Below are 21,091 nucleotides of genomic sequence, written 5' to 3' on the forward strand. Positions count from 1 at the left end.
TTTACCGTTTGGGCGAAGTAAAAGTCAGGCTATGGGCTGCAAAGATGCGGGCGATTCCACCATCCGCAAGTGCCGTTGCGATGGCTTCGTCGACAGCATAGGCGAGGTCCTTGTGCTGGAAGTTGATGCCAACGCCGACCGTCCAGCTTCCCCGGGCAAAGCCAACGAGCGGTGGGGAATACACCTTCAATCCACTTTCGGGATGGCGTACCAGCCCTGCTTCCAGTTCGGCACGCGGGCCCATGGCGGCCTTGGTGTCGCCCTCCGCCAGTCCATCCATCGCCGCAGCCACCGATCGGTAGCGGTGGATCTTGTCGACGGGACCGATCAAGGAGGTGAGGTAGAAATCGACGATGGAATCGTTTTCGACGGCAACCGGATCGAAGCGGAAGAAGGGGGGTGTCGGTCCTTTTTCCTCGTAGTCGGCCACACGATAGGCAATCGCGATACTTTCCGTGGCATATTGCCCAGTGAAAGTAACCTGTTCGATACGGCAGACGAGCGCGCTGTCATAGGGCACATGCAACATCACGTCGCTGACGCGGCCGCCGACAGCCGCGCCCTTCCAGACATAGTTCAGGAGGTCCGCTTCCAGATTTTCTCCCGCAGCGACAAGACGAAACTTCGCTTCGACGCCGAGGGCCTTGGCAATTAACCGCCCTATCTCGACGTCCACGCCGACAGGCTTGCCCTTCATTTCATAGGACCAGGGTGCATAATCCGCATAAACGGCGAATTCGATCCAGCCGTCCTCAAGAATCCGGTCGAAATCACGACCGACATCCCGTGCGAAAGTGTTTTGTGGCTTAGGCTGGGGCTTGTAGTCCTCGCAACGCGCAAAAGCGCCGCCCGGAAAGGCGACGCCAAGGACAAAGATCAGCAAGGCATAGCGCAGCATGTTGCCTCACTGCGTGGCAGAAAGGCCGATGGTCAATACTTCCGCCGCCTTCTTCCAATTTTCCGGCGTTTCCGAAAGGATGCGCGCCGCCTCGTAGCTCACGCTGTCGGCGACGGGCGCGCCAGACGCGGTCTTTACCTCGGAGGCGATTGCCTCTAGCTCCTTCTTGAGTGCAGTCGTATCAGTCACCTTGCCGCTGCCCAGTTCGTCGCGGATTTCATGCAAGCGCTGGGCGTGACTATCGAGCGCCCCGTCTTCCGGGCGGGTTTCCACATAGGTGCGGATCGCCCAAGCTGCCTTCTGGCCAAGAATGTCGCCGAAAGCTGGCATCTTGGTCGTGCCGTCCTGAGTATAACCGTGGCGAAAGCGCTCAATGAACCATTCGTCACCTACTTCCTCGGCCTCAAGAAAGCGCAGATCCGGCGCAAGCCCGCCCGAAACCGCGCCCAAGCCATGGCAGCGCGCGCAGTTCTGGTTGAAGCCCGAAGCACCGATCTCCACAGCCTTCAGCCAAGTACCACGACCGACCGCCGCCTCGCGATAGGGGTTTTCGGTCTGCCACTCTTCGCCCACGTCAGGCAGTGCATCCGTATTGACCGGTTGCGGTGTCACATCGCCATGGGCGATCACGAAACTCGTCGTCGCCACGAGGATGAGAGCGGCGATGCCGCCGCGAATGATATTGGTCGACATGCGGTCCTCCCTCGCATTTCTAATTGTTCATTTTCTATGGCAAGCCGTGGTCACCGCGATATGCGACTTAGGTCGCCCCACCCCATGGTACCAAGGTCGTATTTCGGACCCTGCGTTCTGTCGCCATGCTACCCTTTAGGAGGATGAGACATGCCGTTACGCTTCATGGTGTGTCGCAGGGGGCTCTGCCTTGCGGTCGCATGTGTCTTTGGCGCTTCGTCGGCTGCCGCCGCGATTGCCATACCGATGACTTATCTGCGGCAGGAGGTGGAGGCGCCGCCCGTGCTCTCCAATCTAGATCCCATTCCGGAAAATCGGGGCATTGCGGGTGCTGAAGTCGCATTGATCGACACGAAGACTACTGGCAGTTTCATGGGCCACGATTACAGCCTTGCCGTCGTCTCGGTGGAACCCGGCAGCGATTTGCTCAATGCCGCCCGCAAGGCGCTTGCCGCGTCGAAAATCCTGTTCCTTGACGCTACGCCGGAGGGCATTCTCGCAGTCGCCGACCTGCCGGAAGCCCGGGGCGCACTCCTCTTCAACGTTTCCACTGGCGACCGGCGCTTGCGCGATGCCGATTGCCGCCCCAACCTGCTGCATACCATGGCGGAAGATGCCATGCGCACCGATGCGCTGATGCAGGTACTGAAAGCACGGCGCTGGACCCGTACAGTACTGGTTGTTGGGCCAAAGCCTGAGGACCGCGCCTTTTCCGAGACGCTGCACGCTTCCGCGCGAAAATTCGGCGTGGAAATCCTTGCCTCGAAAGACTGGACCTTCGACACGGACCTACGCCGTGCCGCTGGTCAGGAAATCCCGCTCTTCACACAAGATTTTCCAGATCACGACGTGTTGCTGATCGCCGATGAAACCGACGATTTCGCCCGCTATGTCGCTGACAATACCTGGCTTCCCCGCCCCGTCGCAGGCTCAGACGGGCTTCGTGGCGAAGGCTGGGCGCCGGTGCTTGAGCAATGGGCGGCCGTGCAGTTGCAGAACCGGTTCGAGAAGAAAACCGGGCGCGAGATGGGCGCTCGCGACTATGCGGCCTGGACAGCACTACGCACAATCGGCGAGGCGGTGACGCGGACCAATTCGGCGAATCCCGGCGTGCTTCGCAATTTCATCCTCTCGGACAAGTTCGCCCTCGATGGTTTCAAGGGCCGTAGTCTCAGCTACCGCGCCTGGAACGGGCAGCTCCGCCAGCCCATGGCAGTCGTCAATGCTCGCGCGCTGGTCGAGTTGACACCACTCGACGGCTACCTGCACCAGACGAACGAAATGGACACGCTGGGCCTTGATCGGCCCGAAAGCGCCTGTACTGCCTTTGGAGGATAAGATGAGATTTCCGGCCCTGTTGTTCGCTCCATTTTTGGCTGCCGCCCCACTCCCGGCCCTAGCCGGTGAAATCTGGGTGACGAACGAGAAGGACGACACGATCTCGGTGATCGACACGGCAACATTGGAGGTTGTGCGTACTATCAAGACCGGCGAACGGCCGCGCGGCATCACCTTCAATTCCGATCACAGCCGCGTCTATATCTGCGCTTCCGACAGCGACACGGTACAGGTTATGGACCCGGCGACCGGCGAGATCCTGCATGACTTGCCGTCCGGGGAGGACCCCGAGCAGTTTGTGCTCGCTCCCGACAACAAGCACCTCTGGATCGCCAACGAGGACGACGCGGTGACAACGGTTGTCGATGTCGAGACTCGCAAGGTGGTGAGCCAGATCAATGTCGGCATCGAGCCCGAAGGCATGGCGGTTTCGCCCGACGGCAAGATCGTCATCACCACATCGGAAACGACGAACATGGCGCACTGGATCGACACAGAGAAGAAGGCAATTTTCGCCAACACACTGGTCGATTCCCGCCCGCGCCATGCCGAATTCGCCAAAGGCGGCACAGAGTTGTGGGTTTCCTCGGAGATCGGGGGAACGATTACTGTCTTCGATGTCGCCACTCAGGCGAAAAAGGCGAAGATTCGTTTCGAGATCACGGGCGTCAACGCCGACCTGATCCAGCCTGTCGGCTTCGAGTTCACGCCCGACGGCAAGACAGCCTTCGTCGCGCTTGGCCCGTCCAACCATGTGGCGGTGATCGATGCGGAAACCTTCGAAGTGAAGAAATACATCCTCGTCGGCCGACGTGTCTGGCATCTCGCCTTCTCGCCCGACCATACGCAGCTTTTCACCACCAACGGCGTTTCCGGGGACGTTACGGTGATCAATGTCGCCACGCTGGAACCCGTAAAATCCATCAAGGTCGGCCGTTTCCCCTGGGGCGCTGCGACCCGTCCATGACGTTCTGAAAGAGAGTAAGATGAAAAAAGCAATTCTGGCCGCAATCATGCTCACCGCCATACCTTTCGCCGCACAGGCGGATGATGATAGCGATACCAAGCCTGAGGCCGGCATGGGCCTTGCAGGTCTCCTTTCAAAGCCCAACCGCGAGATCTTGCCGGATCTGACGCTCTCAGCTGGACAACCAGTTTCCAAGGCACAGCTGAAGCTGAAGTCTGGGAAATACTACATCGTGAAGATTAAAGCCGATGGCAGCCAGGAACTGGCATTGGAAGGGGCTGGATTCTTCCGGGCTGTCTGGATCAACGAGATCGTTATCGAGGGTATCGAGATCCGTCCGCTCGGTGTCGATTCCATCGAGTTCGACGAGGCGGGCGAAGCGGAAATCAGCTTCGTGGCGATCAAGCCGGGCAGCTACCACCTGAAGGTTCCCGGCAGCAAAGGCGACAGCCAGCAAGTCGCCATCACCATAGAGTAGCCGGCCATGGATGGCTTGACGGTAGAGGGCATTAGCCATGACTGGCGCACAAAGTGCGTGCTCGATAATGTGTCTTTTTCGGTCGAGCCAGGCCGCTTCTGTGCTCTACTTGGACCGAACGGTGCCGGTAAATCGACACTGTTCGGCCTACTCGCCCGGCTTTTCACGCCACGTACCGGCCAGATCGTGATGGCGGGTTTCGACATGACGCTCTCACCGCACGCGGCCCTCGCCCGCATGGGCGTTGTCTTCCAGTCCTCGACGCTCGATCTTGATCTCACTGTCAAGCGCAACCTCCTCTACTTTGCCGCGCTGCACGGCCTTTCAGGGCGCGAGGCGGAAATGCGTACGATTGCGGCACTCGAGCGGCTCGGCATGGCCGAACGCGCTGGAGAGAAGGTTGCGAAACTCAATGGTGGCCACCGCAGGCGGATGGAGATCGCCCGCGCCCTCCTTCACCGACCACAGGTACTGTTGCTGGACGAACCGACGGTCGGTCTCGATGCAGCCACCCGCGCCGCCATCACTGCCCATGTGCATGATCTTTCAGCAGATGGCCTGACCGTACTCTGGGCGACTCACCTTGTGGACGAAGTACGGGACACCGATCAGCTGGTCATACTCCACCGTGGCAAGGTGCTTGCCGATGGTGAGGCGGGAGAAATCGGCGGTGCGGACCTTATGACTCGCTTCCTCACACTGACGGGAGATCAGACATGACGTCGGAAGCGCTGGACAGGATCGAAGCGGAAAACGGTGGCGTGCTGCGTTCCCATCCTTTCATCGCGCTTCAGGCGATCCTGCACCGGGAAGCATTGCGGTTTCTGGGCCAGCGCGGACGGCTCGTCGCAGCGCTAGTGCGGCCACTGGTCTGGCTCTTCGTCTTTGCCACAGGCTTCCGCGCGGCGCTTGGCCTGTCCATCACGCCGCCCTATCAAACTTATATCACCTACGAAATCTACATCGTGCCGGGACTGGTCGGCATGATCCTGCTGTTCAGCGGCATGCAATCGTCTCTCAGCCTCGTCTATGATCGGGAGATGGGGTCCATGCGGCTTCTCCTGACCGCACCGTTACCACGCTGGTGGCTGCTGTTCTGCCGGCTGCTGGCTGGCAGCCTGATCGCAGTACTGCAGGCTTATGTCTTTCTCGCCATCGCCGCGCTTTACGGCATCCGGTTCCCCTGGCTTGGATATCTTGCCGCCGCCCCGGCCATGGCCGTTGCTGCAATGATGCTCGGTGCGCTTGGCCTCCTGCTCTCTTCGTTCATCCGGCAACTGGAGAATTTCGCAGGCGTGATGAACTTCGTGATCTTTCCGATGTTCTTCCTCTCCTCGGCACTCTATCCGCTCTGGAAGATGGCCGAAGCTTCGCCGCGCCTGCGTGACCTGTGCGCGCTCAATCCCTTCACCCACGCCGTCGAACTGATCCGCTTCGCCCTCTACGTCGAGGGCAATCTTACGGCACTCGCCGTTACCCTCGCTGCCTTTATCGTCTTCGGCCTGATCGCTATCTGGGGGTACGACCCCGCTCGCGGTCTAACTGCACGAAAGGCCTGAACTGGAGAATTATCATGCGCCTTGCCATAGCTACCGCAAGCCTGTTGCTCCTTTCTGCCAACGCAGCTCTGTCGCAGGCGGACGTTGGCGGCACGCTCAATCCCGAGGAACTGACGCTGAACCGCGTCATGAAGGACGTCATCGAGGGGCGCACCAGCATGACGATCTGTGCGACCGGTTATTACATCACCAAGTCGGGCCGACATGAAATGGCGCGCGAGCTCTTCATGCGTTGTGCCGAGGCCGGCTGGACCGGGGCGATGACATGGATGTCACAACTCGACGACAACGGCCTCGGCTCTCGTGAAAACCCTGATTCCGCTGCTGAATGGGACCGCCGCGCCGCCGAAGCCGGTGATCCCATTGGCAAGTTCAATTATGGACTCGACCTGATGCGCGGACGCGGCGTCGTGGAAAACAAGACGCTCGGTCGCCGCTATATCGATGAAGCCGCCGACAACGGGCTTTCGACGGCAAGACGCCTCAAAGATGCCGGCTATGATCTCGATGTCGTGACACCTGACGCCGACAACCGGAAGTATGCCCCAGCGTTCTGATCCTCCTCAACAAGCCACGCTGGCTGGCATTCCAAGCGCAGAATTCGGCTTGCAAGCCGTTCAGCCTCAGCCTTGACGTGAGTCACGAAAAGCGTCGCACAGGGGCGTGCGGCGATCAGTTGCTCGAACAGACCCATCATCTCATCAACCAGCGCCGGATCGAGGCTGACGAACGGTTCGTCCATCAACAGGAGATCCGGTTTGGACGCGAAGGCACGCGCCAACGCCAAACGTCGCTGCTGGCCGAGCGAAAGCATGCCCGGAAAACGCGCACCGAGCCCCCCCAAATCGACCTTCTCAAGCCAATGCTGTGCCTCCGTCTCGCTTATGCGTGCGACGATGGTGAGGTTCTGTAGTGCCGTCCGCCAAGGCAAGAGAACAGGTTCCTGGAAAACTATGGCTATACGTCCCGCTGTTTCCAACCGCCCGTCGAAACGCTTGTCGAGCCCGGCTATGATACGCAGCAGCGATGTTTTGCCTGCACCGGAGGGACCGGTCAACGCGACGGTTTCACCGGCAACGAGAGAAAGTTCCATCGGGCCAAGCACACGGCCCGGCCCACCTTTCTCCAGATTGAGCCGCAAGACCCGCTCAGTTGTCGGAATGATGGAAGACACCATCGGGCAGCTCTTTCAGGTTCCCGACCAGCTCGCCGCCGCCGAGTTCGGTCATGAGGGCGAGCATGCGAGCGGCAGCCTTTTCGTCGACTGCACCCGCCTTCGGCGTGCCAGCAAGAAATTCCGCTTTCAGCGCCTTGAATTCAGCATCGTTCGCCGCCCTCATCATCGGGCGTATACGCTCCCAGGCAGTCGGATCGGAAGCCAGCTTTTCCTTGGCGGCACGCGAGGCGACAACAATCGCTTCACCAAGACCAGAGTTGGCCTTCAGAACCTCACCACGCACCACATAGCCGAGGAGCGGCGTTTCCGGGTCGAGTCCGAGCGCCTTGGTTGCCTTGTCTACACTTATCAGCGTGCGCATACCTGCCGCCTGCATGCGGGCACCGAAATTCCAGAAATTCAGTGCGCCCTGCACCTCTCCGTCGAGCGCTGCCTTGTAAACCAGCGGCGGGGCGCCAAAGACCTGATCGGTTGCGCCGGAGAGATCAAAACCCTCCACCTTCTGCGCATAGGCCCGCAAGATCAACCAGCTCTTGTCTATGGGGCTACCGGCGACGCCGATCTTCAGACCCTTAAGATCTATGAGTTTTTTAACCGGGCTGTCGGCCGCCACCATCAGTCCGCCAACAGCGCGTGAGTACGGAATAAAAACGAGATCGCGTCCGGCAGCGCGCTCGCGCGCCACCCAAAGCCAGTCGGAAACGATCATGTCCACCTCACCAGCGATGAGAGCGATCTGTGCGGCCGGCGCGCCGGCAACGTCGCTCACTTCAAGAGCAAAGCCGTTCGCCTTATCGAAGCCATAATGGCGGATCGTGTCGGCTTCCCAGTTTACAGTACCTGAAAGCTGGAGCGCAGCGCGCACAACGGACGTTTCAGCGAGGGCAGGCATGAGTGACAGGAGCATGAAGACAGCTGGGGCGGCAAGCGATTTCAGTATTGTCATGGGTCCGCTCTCCTTAATTTTGAAATGATACTCTCTTGCTCCGCGGCTCGATATACGACCTATTGACGGGGGAACGAAGTGGCGCAAAACCCGCGGGAACGAGCGTTTTTACGACCAAGGTCCAATTCAACCCTTCCCGAACAGCGTAGATGATGTTCGTCATGGAGCCCGCGTCCTGCTGCGGGCATGGAGTGGGAGGATGCCATGAGGAAACCCGTACTGGCCGCGATAGCGGTGATTGCCTGTTCGAGCGCCGCTTATGCCGGCGTGACGGAGGAGGATCTTGCCAAGGACGCTGAAACCGTCGGCGATGTCTTGACCAACGGCATGGGCCGCAGCCTGCAACGTTTTTCGCCGATGGAAACGCTGAACACCAAAAACGTCAAGAATCTCGTGCCGGCCTGGGCCTTCTCACTTGGCGGCGAAAAGCAGCGTGGCCAGGAAAGCCAGCCGATCATCTATGACGGCACGATGTACATCACCGGCTCCTACAGCCGCCTCTATGCTATCGATATCAAGACGGGCAAGGAGGTCTGGCAGTACGATGCGCGCCTGCCCGAGGGCATCCTACCCTGCTGCGACGTGGTCAATCGCGGCGCGGCAATCTTCGGCGACAACATCTATTTCGGTACGCTCGATGCACGCATCGTCGCGCTAAATCGCAAAACCGGCGACGTCGTCTGGAACAAGAAGATCGCCGACTACAAGGAAGGTTACAGCTATACTGCTGCCCCGCTGATCGTGAACGGTCTCGTCGTAACGGGCAATTCCGGCGGCGAGTTCGGCGTCGTCGGCGAGGTACAGGCACGCAATGCCGAGACCGGGGAACTCGTCTGGACCCGCCCCGTCATTGAAGGTCATATGGGAACCTTCAAGGGTAAGGAAAGCACGATGACCGGGACGCTCAACGCGACTTGGCCGGGCGACATGTGGAAAACGGGTGGCGGGGCGACCTGGCTTGGTGGCTCATACGACGAGGACACCAAGACGCTCGTCTTCGGCGCCGGTAACCCGGCCCCGTGGAACAGCCACCTGCGTAATGCCGGCAAGCCGATGGACGGCAACAAGGGCGACAATCTCTATGCAGCCTCGCGCCTCGGTATTAATCCGGAAAACGGCGAAATCAAATGGCACTTCCAGACAACGCCACGTGAAGGCTGGGATTTTGACGGTGTGAACGAAGTCGTTCCGTTCATCGACAAGGACGGCAACAAGCGCTTCGCCACTGCCGACCGCAATGGCTTCTTCTATGTGTTGAACCGCGAGGACGGAAAATTCGTCGCAGCCCATCCTTTCGTAAAAAACATCAACTGGGCCAAGGGCATCGATAAGACCGGTCGACCGATCTACAACGAGGACAACCGCCCCGGCGATGCGGCTGCGGCGGCCGATGGCGCCAAGGGCCAACAGGTCTTCGCTGTGCCCTCCTTCCTCGGCGGAAAAAACTGGATGCCGATGGCCTACAGTCCGAAGACGGGCTTGTTCTATGTGCCTTCCAACGAATGGGGCATGGACATCTGGAACGAGCCGATCAGCTACAAGAAGGGTGCAGCCTATCTTGGTGCAGGCTTCACCATCAAGCCGCTATTCGAGGATCATATCGGTAGCCTCAAGGCAATTGATCCGAACACCGGCGAGATCAAGTGGGAGTACAAGAATGGTGCTCCGCTCTGGGGCGGCGCGATGGCGACGGCAGGCGGCCTCGTCTTTTTTGGTACACCCGAAGGCGATTTCGTTGCTCTCAACAACGAGACGGGCGAGGAATTGTGGAAATTCCAGACAGGCTCGGGCATCGTCGGCCAGCCGGTGACCTGGGAACAGGACGGCGAGCAATATGTCTCGGTCATCTCGGGCTGGGGCGGCGCAGTTCCGCTCTGGGGTGGAGAGGTCGCGAAAAAGGTTAACTATCTCAACCAGGGCGGTACTGTTTGGACCTTCCGCCTGCCAAGACAACTGACCTCGCTGGACTGAGATGAAAAGTCGGGCGGAAACGCCCGACTTTATTGCTTTAGCCTAGGCTCAAAGGCCTATGAAGACGGACAAATTCGATGCTAAACTACCGCCAGCCCTATCGGGAATTTCGCATGATACCAGTTCTAGTGCCGGAAAAACCTCTTCGCGTGTTGCGATCGGCGCTGATCGTTGATGATCACCCGTTGTTCTGCGACGCATTGTCGATGACGCTGACGGGACCGGTAGGTATCCCGGATGTCGAAGCCGTCGGTACGCTCGACGCGGCATTGACGCGGCTTGCCAGTGGACCACAGCTGGACGTTATCGTGCTGGACCTCAACCTGCCCGACGTCAACGGGCTCGACGGTGTGGTGCGTCTGCGTCAGGTTGCGCCGGAAACGCCGATCGTGGTCGTATCGTCACTCGATGAGGTTCGTATCGTGCGGGCGGCTTTGAAGGCAGGTATCAATGCCTTTGTGCCGAAACATGCATCGCGCGAGGAATTCCGCGAAGCCTTTTCTGTCATCGCACGCGGGGAAATCCACGCGAGCCGCCTGGCGTTGGAAGGGACCACGCCAAGCCCGTCGGAAGAGGCGGTCAAGCGGCTCGCACTGCTGACCCGCCAGCAGGCCCGTATCTTGCAACTCGTCTGCGCCGGGCGCATGAACAAGCAGATCGCTTACGAGCTTTCCATCGCCGAGACGACGGTGAAGGCGCACGTCACCGCCATCATGCGCAAGCTTGGTGTCCAGACGCGTATGCAGGCCGTGCTCTTCGCACAGGAAGCCAGCTTCGCCACCATGGTTGCCGACGCTTGAGCACTTTTTTGGAAATCCAGCGCGGAATTTTCACTACAGCCTATAAAAGCGCGGTTGGTCAATCGGCCCGTATATCCAATCGAATCCAATTATCATCAATTAAAAGACACATTTAATGCTGGCACTGCGGGACGCCGAATGCTTAAGATAGAGACGGGAGAACGGCGGAGGAGGCCATCGCCCGTGGATCATCATTTTGTCGCTCGTGCACTCGTATCGGCGCACGAGAACTATCCTATCAAGCATCTCGCTGCGGGTCTTGGCTCCGGTCCGTTTTCGCTTGTCTTGCTTTTTGTTTCGCCAGAAGCAAATGTCGCTGCTGTTGTCTCGGAAGGTGTTAAGACCTGGCCGGGTGCCAAGATCGTCGGCTGCACAACGGCAGGCGAGATTTCGGAAGCCGGCTATGAAGAAGAAAGCATCGTCGCTGTCGGGTTTAACGCAAATCATTTTGCTGCTGAAACGTTTTTGATCCCGGATCTTTCCAAATTTGTCACCAACACGTTGTCCGATAAACTGCTGCACATCCGCCAAACGCTTGCCCGGGGCCATGGTCATTTGGCAGAAGAATTCGCACTCCTCTTTGTCGATGGGCTTTCGGCGCGTGAAGACGAACTCGCCTCGGCGCTTGCCGCTGCCACGGGTGCAATGCCGCTGATCGGCGGCTCGGCGGGCGATGGTATCCATTTTCGCGAAACGCTCGTTTTCGATGGCGAGCGGATTCTCGCCAATGCTGCTGTTATCTCGATCGTTCGCGGTGATTGTCCGTTGCGCCCCTTCAAAATGGATCACATCAAGCCGACGGAGCGGCGAATGGTGGTCACGGAAGCGGATCCAGCTGCCCGCATTGTGCGATGTATCAACGGTGAGCCCGCAGTGCGCGAATATGCTCGCTTGATCGGCATGGAGCCGGAAAGCGTCAACACGCTCACCTTCGCCATTCACCCGCTGACGGTGCGCATGGGAGACCGCCACCATGTTCGCGCTATTCAACGGGTGCTGCCTTCCGGCGAACTGCTATTCTTCTCGGCAATCGACGAAGGCATGGTATTGAGCATCGCAGAGCCGAACGATCTGGTGGGTCATCTTTCGACGGAGCTGCAGGCATTAAAGGCTCCAGCCAATCCCGTTGCCGTTCTGGCCTTTGACTGCATTCTGAGACGGGTGGAGGCGCGGGAACGACAGATGACCGGTCGCGTCTCCGAGCTTTTGCGTCAGCACGGTGTCATTGGCTTTTCCACCTATGGCGAGCAGATCGGCCCCATGCACGTCAACCATACGATGACTGGGTTTGCTTTCTACCCCCCTGGCACGGTCGTTTCGGAAACTGTTTCATGAATTCCCGCATTTCCGACAGTCTGCTCGACCCTGCCGATAGCGACAGCCGCAACCTTGAGAAAATGCTCGTCATAGCTGACGCATTGATGCGTCATGTCGAGCAGAATACGGGCGACCGCAGTAACGCCTTCGAGCAGTTCCGCCGTGCGGCCATGCTGGAGGAGCGGGTACGTCAACGTACACATGACCTTGAAGCGACGCTGAAACTGCTCAACGAGGCCAACAGCGCCACCGAGCGGGCACGTCGCGATCTGTCGCAGGCACTCGAGGCGATTGAGGAAGGATTTGCGCTCTTCGATCCGACCGAGGTGCTCGTGCTCTGCAATTCGCGTTTCTGCAGGGATCTTGCCGACATACGTGAGAAGCTCGTGCCGGGAATCACTTTCGCCGAGTATATCGAGACCGCGAGTCGTTCGGCGTTTCTCGCTCTTCCTCGGGGTGCGACGCCGAAATCCTGGGCAGCTGAGCGCATGCGCCTGCATTGGACGCGGCACGTCTTCAATGTCGGGCTCAGCGGTGACCGCTGGCTTCAGGTCAGTAAACAACGCACCGCCGATGGCGGCACCGTCATCCTCCAAACCGATATTACGGATCTGATCCGCATGGAACGCTCTAAACGCGGCAAGCAGCTCGATGATCAGGCTCGCATGATCCGTGCAACACTGGAACACATCAACCAAGGCGTCAGTATTTTCGATGCCAATCGCCGACTGGTCGGCTGGAACAGCCGCGTCGCGCAGTTGTTCGACATTCCTATGCGTCTCCTGCGGAGGGGAACCCCCTTCAAGCTGTTGGCAGACCGCATCGCTGATGCCATCACTCTCGGTGATGGTTTTTCTGACGACGCATTGCGTCAGTGGATTGATGGTCGGCTTCCGCGTGGGCCACTATCTTTTGAGATCGCTCACACCTCCGGCATCATCCTTGATGTCTTCGCGCAAGAAATGCCGGGACGCGGCTTCGTCATGTCCTTTGCGGATGTGACGCGCGAGCGGCTCGCCATCCACGCCATGGTCCGCGCCAATAACTCGCTGGAGGCACGTGTGGCGACCCGCACCGGCGACCTTGCGGCGGCCCTTGCGGACGCCGAGCGCGCCAACTCCGCCCGCGTGCGTTTCGTCGCGGCGGCGAGCCACGACCTCCTGCAGCCGCTCTCCGCTGCAAAACTCTTCGTCGCCGCAGCAAGGGATGAGGCGGAAGCATCCTTCATGCGCGGAACGCTGGAAAAAGCACACAACGCTCTCGTCAGCGTGGAGGACATTCTCGGTGCCCTGCTCGATATTTCGCGGCTCGAGGCCGGAGAGGCCGCGGTTGATATTGGACCGGTTTCCCTCTCCTTGCTCCTCAAGCAGCTCACCGACGAATTTGCGCCCATAGCTGCCCACAAAGGGCTAAGGCTTGATATTCTGCAATGTAGTCTCACTGTGTTGAGCGACCCGACCTATCTGCGCCGCATCCTGCAGAACCTGATCAGCAACGCTATACGATACACGGTAAGTGGCCGCATTCTTGTCGGCCCGCGCCGTGTGAATGGCCAGGTGCGCGTCGAAGTCCACGATACAGGACCGGGTATCGCGCCAGATCAGCAGCAGGCGATCTTTCGCGAATTTCATAGGGTTCAGGGATCGGCTTCAGCCTCGGAAGGCATGGGACTTGGCCTTGCTATCGTCGAAAGGGCTTGCGCCCTTCTCGACCACCGTCTTACGCTTCACTCGACGCCTGGTCACGGCACGTGCTTTTCTGTCGACCTTGCTCCGGTAGCGTCCTGTGTCAACCCTGCCTACCGCGAAGAGACGCCCGCCATACCTGAGGAACCGGGTGACAACAGCGACCGGATTGCGCTGCTTGTTGAAAACGACGTAGGTCTGCGCCGGGCCATTGCACTTCTCCTGGAGCGGCGTGGAATCAGTGTGCTGGAAGCGGCCAGCGGAGAGGAAGCGCTCTCGCTGCTCGAGGAAATCGGCATCGTACCCGATCTCTATCTCATCGACCAGCAGCTCGATGGCGTGCTCACCGGCATCGAGACGGTGCAGGCCCTACATGCCCAACATGGCAAGCGCCCTACTCGCATCCTGACGGCCGACCGCAAGCCACAGACGCACCGGGCTGCCGAAGCGGCTGGTATTGAAATCATGTACAAGCCGATTGCCGCCGATGCGCTGGAGGCCTTTGTGCTTACCAGCTGAACCGACACCAAGGTCGTATTGCGACGCTGCCCACCTCATGGGACACCCTTCATCCAGTCTGGTGGAGGACATGATGATAAGATCTCTGGTGATGACGGCCCTGATGGTTTTTGCGGGCGGCGCAGCCCATGCAGCCGAACATGCCGTCAAAATGATGAACAAGGGTGAAGGTGGCGTCATGGTTTTCGAACCGGCCGCCATTGCTGCAGAGCCGGGCGATACGGTCCGCTTTATCCCCCTTGACAAGAGCCACAATGTCGAAGGCATCAAAGGCATGCTTCCCGAGGGGGTGAAACCCTTCAAGAGCAAGGTCAATGAAGAATATGTGCTGACCGTCACCGAGCCCGGCTACTACGGCATCAAGTGTTCACCACACTATAGCATGGGAATGGTTGCTCTCATTCGCGTCGGTGACGGCTCCGCCAATCTCGACGCCGCTAAGGCGATCAAGCTGCCTGCCAAAGCCGGCGAACGAATGAAGGCTGCCTTCGATGCACTCACGACACCGTAGGGATTCATTGCAAAAATTCATTATGCTCGGAGTGGGGGCTTAATTGGCACCTGCCAACCGCATGTAAAGCTTTTCGAAAGACGAGCCCCTACCAAGCAAAGAAAGAACTTTGCTATCATCTATCGCGGTTTGGCAATACGTCCATCGAAAAGATGGTCACCGAGAACTAAGTTGTTCGTAGTTGCCATTTCAAAAATATCAATCTTCACGTTGATCTTACGCACCAATTACAGTCAACGATAGACGAGGCAGAGTTCCAACTGGGAAATAGTGTAGAAATCTATCGAAAAAGACATGAACTATTTGACCAACGCTTGAGTTTATCTCATAAAGTAAGCGTGGTTTATCTTTAAAGGAGTTTCATTATGAAGTGGTCAGCACCGAAATTCGTTGAAGTCAGCTGCGGCATGGAAATCAACCGCTACGCTCAGCCGGATGGCGACGAGCCTATCCTGTTCTAAGAAAGCAGAGCACGGGATTCATGGCTAATCTCAGGTTTCTCGTGCTCGGCGCCGCCGCAGGCGGCGGGTTACCACAATGGAATTGCAATTGCGCTAATTGCGCAGCTGCGCGCAATCCGCTTTCCGGGCTTCGCCCTCAAACGCAGTCGTCGCTGGCCGTCAGCCTTGATGGGGAAAACTGGACCGTATTCAACGCTTCTCCCGATATCCGCCAACAGATGCAGCAGACACCGGCGCTGCATCCAAAGGCGCTCAGGCATAGTCCAATCAGAAGCGTCGTGATCACCAATGCCGATGTCGATCATATCGGCGGCCTTTTGACCCTGCGCGAAAAGCAGCCTTTCGAACTTTTCGTCACTTCCGCCATCGAAGGCGTGCTCGACGCGAACCCGATCTTCAAGGTGCTCGACTCCGATCACGTGGCGCGCAGCATCATTCGCCTCGATGAATGTTTCGAGCCAGTGCCCGGCCTGAAAGCCAGGATGTTTGCGGTGCCGGGAAAGGTTGCGCTTTATCTCGAAGAAGGCGAGCCTGAACTCGGCCTCGAAGGCGAGCAGACGATCGGCATCGAATTCATGCACGGCGCAAAACGCGCCTATTACATTCCCGGTTGCGCCACACTGCCCGATTGGCTGGCGGATCGCATTCGCGGTGCCGACCTCGTGTTTTTCGACGGCACTGTTTTCACCGACGACGAGATGGTTCGTATCGGCACCGGAATCAAGACCGGTCAACGGATGGGACACATGGCGATCTCAGGAATGGACGGCAGCCTTGGCCGTCTATCCGGCTTGAATATCGGCCATGTTGTTTACGTGCACATCAACAACACCAACCCGATCTGGCGTTCAGGACCGGAGCGGACGGCCGTCGAAGAGGCGGGAATGACCATCGCTTGTGACGGTATGGAGATCGAACTTGAGCACTGTTCAAAACAGAACTGATTTCGAAGCCCGCCTGCGGGCGATCGGCGATGCCCGTTACCACGACAAGCACCCGTTTCACGTCATGCTTCATGGTGGTGCGTGCAATATCAGGCAGGTCCGTGCCTGGGTGATCAACCGTTTCTATTATCAGAGTCGCATTCCGCTGAAAGATGCCGCGTTCATGTCGCGTTGTGAGGATGTCGGCATCCGTCGCGCCTGGCGCAAGCGCATCGAGGATCACGATGGCGGCCCAAGCGAGGGCGGCGGTATTCGTCGCTGGCTGAAGCTTGCCGAAGCGGTCGGCCTCGACCCTGATTATGTGGCATCGAACCGTGGCGTGCTGCCCGGCACGCGTTTCGCTTGCGATGCCTATGTGCGCTTCGTGCGAGACATGCCGATGCTCGACGCGGTGGCGGCGTCCCTGACCGAGCTTTTTGCGCCGGCCATTCACAAGAACCGCATTGCTGGTCTGATCGAACATTACGCCTTTGCCAACGAGCAGGCGCTTTCCTACTTCCGCAATCGGTTGAACGAAGCGCCGGTTGATGTCGCATTCGGCCTCAACTACGTTCTCGATCACGCCGACACAAAGGAACAACAGGATGCGGCGGCGGCGGCCCTTATCTTCAAAACGGATGTTCTGTGGGCACAGCTCGATGCCTTGCATTCCGCTTATGTTTCGCCTGCGCTCTTGCCACCCGGCGGATGGGACGGGAAGGAAGGCATTATCGGCGATCTCGATCAGCCGGCCCGTAAGCAGGACGTAAAGGAGGCACTCGAATGACCGAACCCGCACTCGTCACCGAGCAGACCGTTGCGAAACTCGCCCGAGGCGTGCGCTTGCGGGAAGACTCTGTCCGTGGGCAGACCGTTCTTCTTGCACCCGAGCGGGCATTGGCGCTCGATGAGGTTGCCGTCATGATCATTAATGCGCTTGATGGCGAACGCACTCTCGGCGCGATCGCGCAAGAATTTTCGATCAAATTCGAGACGCCCAAGGAACAGATTCTTGCCGACATGATCGTCTTTATCAACGAATTTTCCAAGCGCCGCATGCTGGAGCTGAAATCGTGAACGAACACCCGCCCATCCGGCCGACCAGCGAATGGAACGGCGGGCGCATACGCATTCCTGCGCCGATTGCCATGCTGGCCGAACTGACCCATCGCTGTCCGTTAGCCTGTCCGTACTGCTCCAATCCGCTTGAGCTGGAAGGCGTCAAGAATGAGCTTTCCACAGAAGAGTGGATATCCACCTTTCAGCAGGCCGCCGCCTTGGGCGTGCTGCACCTGCACCTGTCCGGCGGCGAGCCAGCCGCCCGCCGCGACCTTGTGGAACTGACGCGCGCCGCTGGTGGTGCGGGCCTCTATACCAATCTCATCTCGTCAGGCATCGGCCTGACGGAAAAGCGCATTGGCGAACTTTCCGATGCCGGTCTGGATCATCTACAGCTTTCCATTCAGGGGGCTACACCGGAACTGGCGGATCGCGTCGGAGGCTACAAGGGGGGATATGACCACAAGATCGCGGTCGCCGAATGGACCCATGCCGCGGGCATACCGTTGACAGTCAATGCCGTATGCCACAAGCAGAACATGGATCAGATGGGCGACATGCTCGACCTTGCGATCAAGCTCTCTGCCCGCCGTATCGAGATCGCCACCGTGCAGTTTCACGGCTGGGCCGACAAAAACCGCAAGGCACTGATGCCGACACGCGAGCAGTTCCTCAAGGCGAATGCCTTCGTGGAAGAAGCGCGCAAACGGCTCGAAGGCGTGATCGTCATTGATTATGTCGGCGCCGATCACCATGCCTCCTACCCGAAAGCCTGCATGGGCGGGTGGGCGCGCACCGGTCTAAACATTACTCCTTCCGGCAAGGTATTGCCGTGCCATGCCGCAGAGACGATCCCTTCGTTGCATTTCGACACCATTCGCGAAAAGACACTGGCGGATATCTGGTACGAAGGTGAGGCCTTCAACGCCTATCGCGGCGATGGCTGGATGCCAGATCTGTGCCGCAGCTGCGATCGCAAGGCGATTGACTTCGGCGGTTGCCGCTGCCAGGCAATGGCACTGGTCGGCGATGCATCGGCCACGGATCCGGTCTGCATACGCTCGCCGCTTCGCCCGCTTCTGACAGAACAGGCAGAAGCCGACAGCCGCGCAAATCCACCGCCTTTTGTATATAGAGGACGTACACAAAAGACGTCCTCGTTCCCACGATAAGGATTGTAGACGAAATCGTAGACGGTGCCCCCGTGTGCTGATCGTCGAACAGGTCGCGGCTCACGAAGAACTGCTTGGAGGAGAAGGCGAGGTTGATGAAAGCTATTTCAGCAACGCTCGTAAAGGCAAGCGTGGCCGTGGCGCAGTTGGAAAGGTGCCTGTCTTCAGTCTTCTGAAACGAGACGGAAAGATCTTCTCCATCCCTGTTCCAGATGCCGAAGCGACAACCTTGATGCCGATCATTACACGTCTTGCGGAAATACAACGGCATTCCAAGGCAGAGCTTTTTCTTGTTCATCAAGGAATGCGAGTTTAGATTTAATCACGGTTCGCCCAAGGCGCAGATCAAAACTCTCCGTCGATGGACGAGCCTCTAATGTTGATCTTGTACCTGGAGTAAACGAGCCGGCAGAGCAAATGGTAAGCCATTATCGGGGAAAAAGCTTGCGGATATCCTGTATGACCTTGAACAATGAATTGGCAAGAAACTGCCAGACACATTTGAAACGATCTATCGTGAACGTGTCCCAATATTTTTTGCTCAGCACCTCGAACCCATGCCTGGGGTTGTTGCTATGCTGGAGGAGTTAGACCTGCCAAAGTGCATCGCTTCAAGTGGTCCTCCGTAAAAAGTCGCCCAGGCTTTGAAGGTGATCGGCTTGGCACGTTATTTTGACTCAAGCGTATATAGTTCCGTACACCATAGGAAGTTGGAAACCTAAACCGGGTCTCTTTTTATATACCGCTCAAAGCATGGGGTTTGCGCCTAGTAATTGCATTGTCGTCGAAGATAGCAACGTTGGCATTCAAGCTGCACACACAGCAGAGAGGGCGTTGTACCGACACTTGCCAAGGTGAGTCTAAAACACCGGTTACTTTCGATCTGGTGATCCAGAACGAAATTTCGGGAATTTCGCGACAACTATGCTCGCAACCTCTAGAAAAATAGCGCGTGCTTGCCTTCTGCTCTTCGCTATCCTTGCCGACGCCGAGGGGTGCCCCGCCAAGGGGCTGAGATACTGCTGGCAAGCGCAGCGCAGTGACCCTTTGAACCTGATCCGGATCATGCCGGCGAAGGGACGGGTCTGAAACGCCTCTCCTTTGTCGACCTCATGAGCGAGGCCGCAATGATACTGACAAAGCCCAATCCCCAAACTGAATCTCACCTTCATCGCCCAGTTGCTGCAACGATAGCCATCGTCATACGGGCCGGGTCCGCCCTGACAGACCCAGGTGAACGGACCGGGAATCCTTTTGGCCTTTAAATGCCGATCTTGAGTTTGGTCCCGTTCTCCTGAGCCCGTGCCCGTCGAATGCGGGATAATGGTGCAGCCGCGTGAGAGCGGCGACCGGATGTGAGGGGATTCCACTCACTCATCCGGCGAACCATGGCAGGCGTTTTTCCTCAGATTAGTATAATAGGCACAACGTAATTTGCGGTTCTAATAAATATCTCTCACTAGGTCGTAAACTCATAAACTTGGGATTCTAAGCTGACAGTCCGCGCTCGCTTCTTCTCAGTTGGATGCTGTTCAGGTAGCGTTGCCAATGGATGTTTTAGGCTGGTTTTCGCGCTGGTACGAAGCGCAGTGTGACGGGGACTGGGAACGCGGTTTCGGTCCGCCGATCAGCACGGTTGACAAACCTGGTTGGTCGCTGAAGATCGATCCCGCCGGGACAGACTGTGATGGTCGGACACTCGAACGGATCACGCACAATTACGAGCACGAAGCCGACTGGTGAACATGCTGGACGGAGAATAACTTGTTTCACGGCGTTGGTGGTCTTCTTCACCTTCGATCGGTTCTTGAGGCATTTCGAGACTGGGCAACGATCATCTCGCCATCCCTACCAGACTGGCCGCACACTCAGAAACGGGGTTCACTTAAGGGTACGTCGTTGATTCACTGAAGCCTTGATTTGGAGGCTTCTCATGACCCGTCGCCGGTTTGATCTCACCGATTTCGAGTGGAGTATTATTCAACCGTTGTTGCCGAACAAGCAGCGCGGCGTGCCCCGCGTTGGCGACCGGCGGGTGATCAACGGCATTTTGTGGCGGTTTCGGACAGCCCCCCTGGGCAGACGTTCGAGATCGATATGGTCCCGTATACCACATGCTACAACCGGTTCGCGCGATGGCGCAAAGCGGGTGTCTGTGATCATGTTCTGGGCGAGATTTCCAAAGCTTTCGATGGCGATATCGTCATGATCGACAGCTCCTGTGTCCGTGTTCATCAACATGCGGCGACGAAAAAAAGGGGGATCAAGACGATGGTTGCATGGGACGTTCCCGTGGCAGCCTGACCACCAAAATCCACGCAATTGTTGATGCCGATGGCCGAATGGCGGACAAGGCCTACGATACCAACGCTATACGAGCATTTGCAAAGCAACGGCAGGCATGGGCCAATATCCCTGCCAAGAGCAATCGGAAGGGAAGCTTCCCTTTCAGCCAATGGGTTTATCGACAGCGCAATCTCGTTGAGCGTTTCTTCAGCAAACTCAAACAGTTCAGAGGCTTCGCCACCCGTTACGACAAAGACCCGATGAACTTCCTCGCCGCTGTCAAATTGGCAGCAGCAACAATTTGGATCAGATTGTTATGAGTCTACAACCT

Annotated in this window: 22 protein-coding genes, 2 pseudogenes and 1 riboswitch; of the genes and pseudogenes, 20 read left to right on the forward strand and 4 right to left on the reverse strand. The window is 58.0% G+C overall.

What is annotated here, in order from left to right; all coding sequences use genetic code 11:
* Nucleotide 1: 1 nt before the first annotated feature.
* A complete protein-coding gene (locus CEV33_RS11505; protein WP_094540638.1) occupies nt 2-898 on the reverse strand; it encodes a substrate-binding periplasmic protein in 897 nt (298 codons plus the stop codon).
* A 6-nt stretch (nt 899-904) separates the two neighbouring features.
* Nucleotides 905-1,591 carry a cytochrome c-550 PedF gene (gene pedF, locus CEV33_RS11510; protein ID WP_094540639.1) on the reverse strand — a complete coding sequence of 229 codons (687 nt, stop codon included), beginning with the start codon at nt 1,589-1,591 and terminating at the stop codon, nt 905-907.
* 282 nt (nt 1,592-1,873) lie between these two features.
* Between pedF and CEV33_RS11515 the strand changes: the two genes are divergently transcribed.
* Genes CEV33_RS11515 through CEV33_RS11540 form a run of 6 tightly spaced genes read left to right on the forward strand, consistent with a single transcriptional unit; the run spans nt 1,874 to nt 6,490 of the window.
* Nucleotides 1,874-2,929: an ABC transporter substrate-binding protein gene (locus CEV33_RS11515; RefSeq protein ID WP_235818401.1), complete on the forward strand. Its 1,056-nt coding sequence runs from the start codon at nt 1,874-1,876 to the stop codon at nt 2,927-2,929.
* 1 nt (nt 2,930) lies between these two features.
* The gene (locus CEV33_RS11520) at nt 2,931-3,896 is read left to right on the forward strand and encodes a YVTN family beta-propeller repeat protein (RefSeq protein WP_094540641.1); all 966 of its coding nucleotides are present in this window, start codon (nt 2,931-2,933) and stop codon (nt 3,894-3,896) included.
* A 19-nt stretch (nt 3,897-3,915) separates the two neighbouring features.
* Nucleotides 3,916-4,374: a cupredoxin domain-containing protein gene (locus tag CEV33_RS11525; protein ID WP_094540642.1), complete on the forward strand. Its 459-nt coding sequence runs from the start codon at nt 3,916-3,918 to the stop codon at nt 4,372-4,374.
* Between the two features lie 6 nt (nt 4,375-4,380).
* Complete coding sequence (locus CEV33_RS11530; RefSeq protein ID WP_094540643.1) at nt 4,381-5,094, forward strand: ABC transporter ATP-binding protein; 714 nt, start codon at nt 4,381-4,383, stop codon at nt 5,092-5,094.
* The gene (locus CEV33_RS11535) at nt 5,091-5,933 is read left to right on the forward strand and encodes an ABC transporter permease (RefSeq protein WP_094540644.1); all 843 of its coding nucleotides are present in this window, start codon (nt 5,091-5,093) and stop codon (nt 5,931-5,933) included. The genes CEV33_RS11530 and CEV33_RS11535 overlap by 4 nt, the downstream gene beginning before the upstream one ends.
* A gap of 14 nt (nt 5,934-5,947) precedes the next feature.
* Nucleotides 5,948-6,490, forward strand: coding sequence for a tetratricopeptide repeat protein (locus CEV33_RS11540; protein ID WP_094540645.1), 543 nt, complete (start codon nt 5,948-5,950; stop codon nt 6,488-6,490).
* Here the strand turns inward: CEV33_RS11540 and CEV33_RS11545 are convergent.
* Together CEV33_RS11545 and CEV33_RS11550 are read right to left on the reverse strand one after the other, a co-directional pair.
* Nucleotides 6,430-7,110: an ABC transporter ATP-binding protein gene (locus CEV33_RS11545; protein WP_094540646.1), complete on the reverse strand. Its 681-nt coding sequence runs from the start codon at nt 7,108-7,110 to the stop codon at nt 6,430-6,432. The genes CEV33_RS11540 and CEV33_RS11545 overlap by 61 nt on opposite strands.
* On the reverse strand, nt 7,082-8,056 hold the full coding sequence (locus tag CEV33_RS11550) for an ABC transporter substrate-binding protein (protein WP_094540647.1): 975 nt from the start codon (nt 8,054-8,056) through the stop codon (nt 7,082-7,084). Before CEV33_RS11550 ends, CEV33_RS11545 begins: the two co-directional genes overlap by 29 nt.
* Before the next feature lie 204 nt (nt 8,057-8,260).
* On the opposite strand from CEV33_RS11550, the gene CEV33_RS11555 reads away from it, so the two are divergent.
* From CEV33_RS11555 to CEV33_RS11620, 14 genes and pseudogenes are all read left to right on the forward strand, one after another.
* Nucleotides 8,261-10,027 carry a PQQ-dependent methanol/ethanol family dehydrogenase gene (locus CEV33_RS11555; RefSeq protein WP_094540648.1) on the forward strand — a complete coding sequence of 589 codons (1,767 nt, stop codon included), beginning with the start codon at nt 8,261-8,263 and terminating at the stop codon, nt 10,025-10,027.
* A 113-nt stretch (nt 10,028-10,140) separates the two neighbouring features.
* Nucleotides 10,141-10,827, forward strand: a complete 687-nt coding sequence (locus CEV33_RS11560; protein WP_235818402.1) for a response regulator — start codon at nt 10,141-10,143, stop codon at nt 10,825-10,827.
* A gap of 183 nt (nt 10,828-11,010) precedes the next feature.
* On the forward strand, nt 11,011-12,162 hold the full coding sequence (locus CEV33_RS11565; protein ID WP_235818403.1) for an FIST signal transduction protein: 1,152 nt from the start codon (nt 11,011-11,013) through the stop codon (nt 12,160-12,162).
* Entirely contained in the window at nt 12,159-14,348 is a 2,190-nt protein-coding gene (locus tag CEV33_RS11570) for a hybrid sensor histidine kinase/response regulator (RefSeq protein WP_094540651.1), read from the forward strand. Before CEV33_RS11565 ends, CEV33_RS11570 begins: the two co-directional genes overlap by 4 nt.
* 70 nt (nt 14,349-14,418) lie before the next feature.
* Nucleotides 14,419-14,859 (forward strand): pseudoazurin, encoded by a 441-nt coding sequence (locus CEV33_RS11575; RefSeq protein WP_374817070.1) that lies wholly within the window; start codon nt 14,419-14,421, stop codon nt 14,857-14,859.
* Between the two features lie 365 nt (nt 14,860-15,224).
* Nucleotides 15,225-15,320 carry a pyrroloquinoline quinone precursor peptide PqqA gene (pqqA, locus tag CEV33_RS11580; protein WP_094540653.1) on the forward strand — a complete coding sequence of 32 codons (96 nt, stop codon included), beginning with the start codon at nt 15,225-15,227 and terminating at the stop codon, nt 15,318-15,320.
* Between the two features lie 20 nt (nt 15,321-15,340).
* A complete protein-coding gene (gene pqqB / locus CEV33_RS11585) occupies nt 15,341-16,264 on the forward strand; it encodes a pyrroloquinoline quinone biosynthesis protein PqqB (RefSeq protein ID WP_094540654.1) in 924 nt (307 codons plus the stop codon).
* Nucleotides 16,239-17,030 (forward strand): pyrroloquinoline-quinone synthase PqqC, encoded by a 792-nt coding sequence (gene pqqC / locus CEV33_RS11590; RefSeq protein WP_094540655.1) that lies wholly within the window; start codon nt 16,239-16,241, stop codon nt 17,028-17,030. The genes pqqB and pqqC overlap by 26 nt, the downstream gene beginning before the upstream one ends.
* Nucleotides 17,027-17,320 (forward strand): pyrroloquinoline quinone biosynthesis peptide chaperone PqqD, encoded by a 294-nt coding sequence (pqqD, locus tag CEV33_RS11595; RefSeq protein WP_094540656.1) that lies wholly within the window; start codon nt 17,027-17,029, stop codon nt 17,318-17,320. Before pqqC ends, pqqD begins: the two co-directional genes overlap by 4 nt.
* Nucleotides 17,317-18,474: a pyrroloquinoline quinone biosynthesis protein PqqE gene (gene pqqE / locus CEV33_RS11600; protein ID WP_374817067.1), complete on the forward strand. Its 1,158-nt coding sequence runs from the start codon at nt 17,317-17,319 to the stop codon at nt 18,472-18,474. The genes pqqD and pqqE overlap by 4 nt, the downstream gene beginning before the upstream one ends.
* Before the next feature lie 37 nt (nt 18,475-18,511).
* Nucleotides 18,512-18,851 (forward strand): annotated as a pseudogene (locus CEV33_RS11605) (transposase); the annotation flags it as partial.
* Between the two features lie 295 nt (nt 18,852-19,146).
* The gene (locus CEV33_RS24680) at nt 19,147-19,332 is read left to right on the forward strand and encodes an HAD-IA family hydrolase (protein ID WP_167388151.1); all 186 of its coding nucleotides are present in this window, start codon (nt 19,147-19,149) and stop codon (nt 19,330-19,332) included.
* A 123-nt stretch (nt 19,333-19,455) separates the two neighbouring features.
* A riboswitch (TPP riboswitch) is annotated at nt 19,456-19,571 on the forward strand.
* 451 nt (nt 19,572-20,022) lie between these two features.
* On the forward strand, nt 20,023-20,217 hold the full coding sequence (locus tag CEV33_RS24445) for an Imm53 family immunity protein (protein WP_235818404.1): 195 nt from the start codon (nt 20,023-20,025) through the stop codon (nt 20,215-20,217).
* Between the two features lie 190 nt (nt 20,218-20,407).
* Nucleotides 20,408-21,080, forward strand: a pseudogene (locus tag CEV33_RS11620) (IS5 family transposase).
* The last annotated feature ends 11 nt before the right edge of the window (nt 21,081-21,091 follow it).

It is taken from the genome of Brucella grignonensis (genome assembly GCF_002252505.1).
GTDB classification, from domain to species: Bacteria; Pseudomonadota; Alphaproteobacteria; order Rhizobiales; family Rhizobiaceae; genus Brucella; species Brucella grignonensis.

Bases quoted from the DNA above. Each gene is read 5' to 3' on its own strand.
- CEV33_RS11540 (WP_094540645.1), top strand. From the start codon at position 5,948: ATGCGCCTTGCCATAGCTACCGCAAGCCTGTTGCTCCTTTCTGCCAAC.
- CEV33_RS11520 (WP_094540641.1), top strand. From the start codon at position 2,931: ATGAGATTTCCGGCCCTGTTGTTCGCTCCATTTTTGGCTGCCGCCCCA.
- CEV33_RS11535 (WP_094540644.1), top strand. From the start codon at position 5,091: ATGACGTCGGAAGCGCTGGACAGGATCGAAGCGGAAAACGGTGGCGTG.
- CEV33_RS11550 (WP_094540647.1), bottom strand. From the start codon at position 8,056: ATGACAATACTGAAATCGCTTGCCGCCCCAGCTGTCTTCATGCTCCTG.
- pqqD (WP_094540656.1), top strand. From the start codon at position 17,027: ATGACCGAACCCGCACTCGTCACCGAGCAGACCGTTGCGAAACTCGCC.
- CEV33_RS11555 (WP_094540648.1), top strand. From the start codon at position 8,261: ATGAGGAAACCCGTACTGGCCGCGATAGCGGTGATTGCCTGTTCGAGC.
- CEV33_RS11525 (WP_094540642.1), top strand. From the start codon at position 3,916: ATGAAAAAAGCAATTCTGGCCGCAATCATGCTCACCGCCATACCTTTC.
- CEV33_RS11575 (WP_374817070.1), top strand. From the start codon at position 14,419: ATGATGATAAGATCTCTGGTGATGACGGCCCTGATGGTTTTTGCGGGC.
- CEV33_RS11505 (WP_094540638.1), bottom strand. From the start codon at position 898: ATGCTGCGCTATGCCTTGCTGATCTTTGTCCTTGGCGTCGCCTTTCCG.
- pqqA (WP_094540653.1), top strand. From the start codon at position 15,225: ATGAAGTGGTCAGCACCGAAATTCGTTGAAGTCAGCTGCGGCATGGAA.
- CEV33_RS11530 (WP_094540643.1), top strand. From the start codon at position 4,381: ATGGATGGCTTGACGGTAGAGGGCATTAGCCATGACTGGCGCACAAAG.
- CEV33_RS24445 (WP_235818404.1), top strand. From the start codon at position 20,023: ATGGATGTTTTAGGCTGGTTTTCGCGCTGGTACGAAGCGCAGTGTGAC.
- CEV33_RS11570 (WP_094540651.1), top strand. From the start codon at position 12,159: ATGAATTCCCGCATTTCCGACAGTCTGCTCGACCCTGCCGATAGCGAC.
- CEV33_RS11545 (WP_094540646.1), bottom strand. From the start codon at position 7,110: ATGGTGTCTTCCATCATTCCGACAACTGAGCGGGTCTTGCGGCTCAAT.
- pedF (WP_094540639.1), bottom strand. From the start codon at position 1,591: ATGTCGACCAATATCATTCGCGGCGGCATCGCCGCTCTCATCCTCGTG.
- pqqB (WP_094540654.1), top strand. From the start codon at position 15,341: ATGGCTAATCTCAGGTTTCTCGTGCTCGGCGCCGCCGCAGGCGGCGGG.
- CEV33_RS11560 (WP_235818402.1), top strand. From the start codon at position 10,141: ATGATACCAGTTCTAGTGCCGGAAAAACCTCTTCGCGTGTTGCGATCG.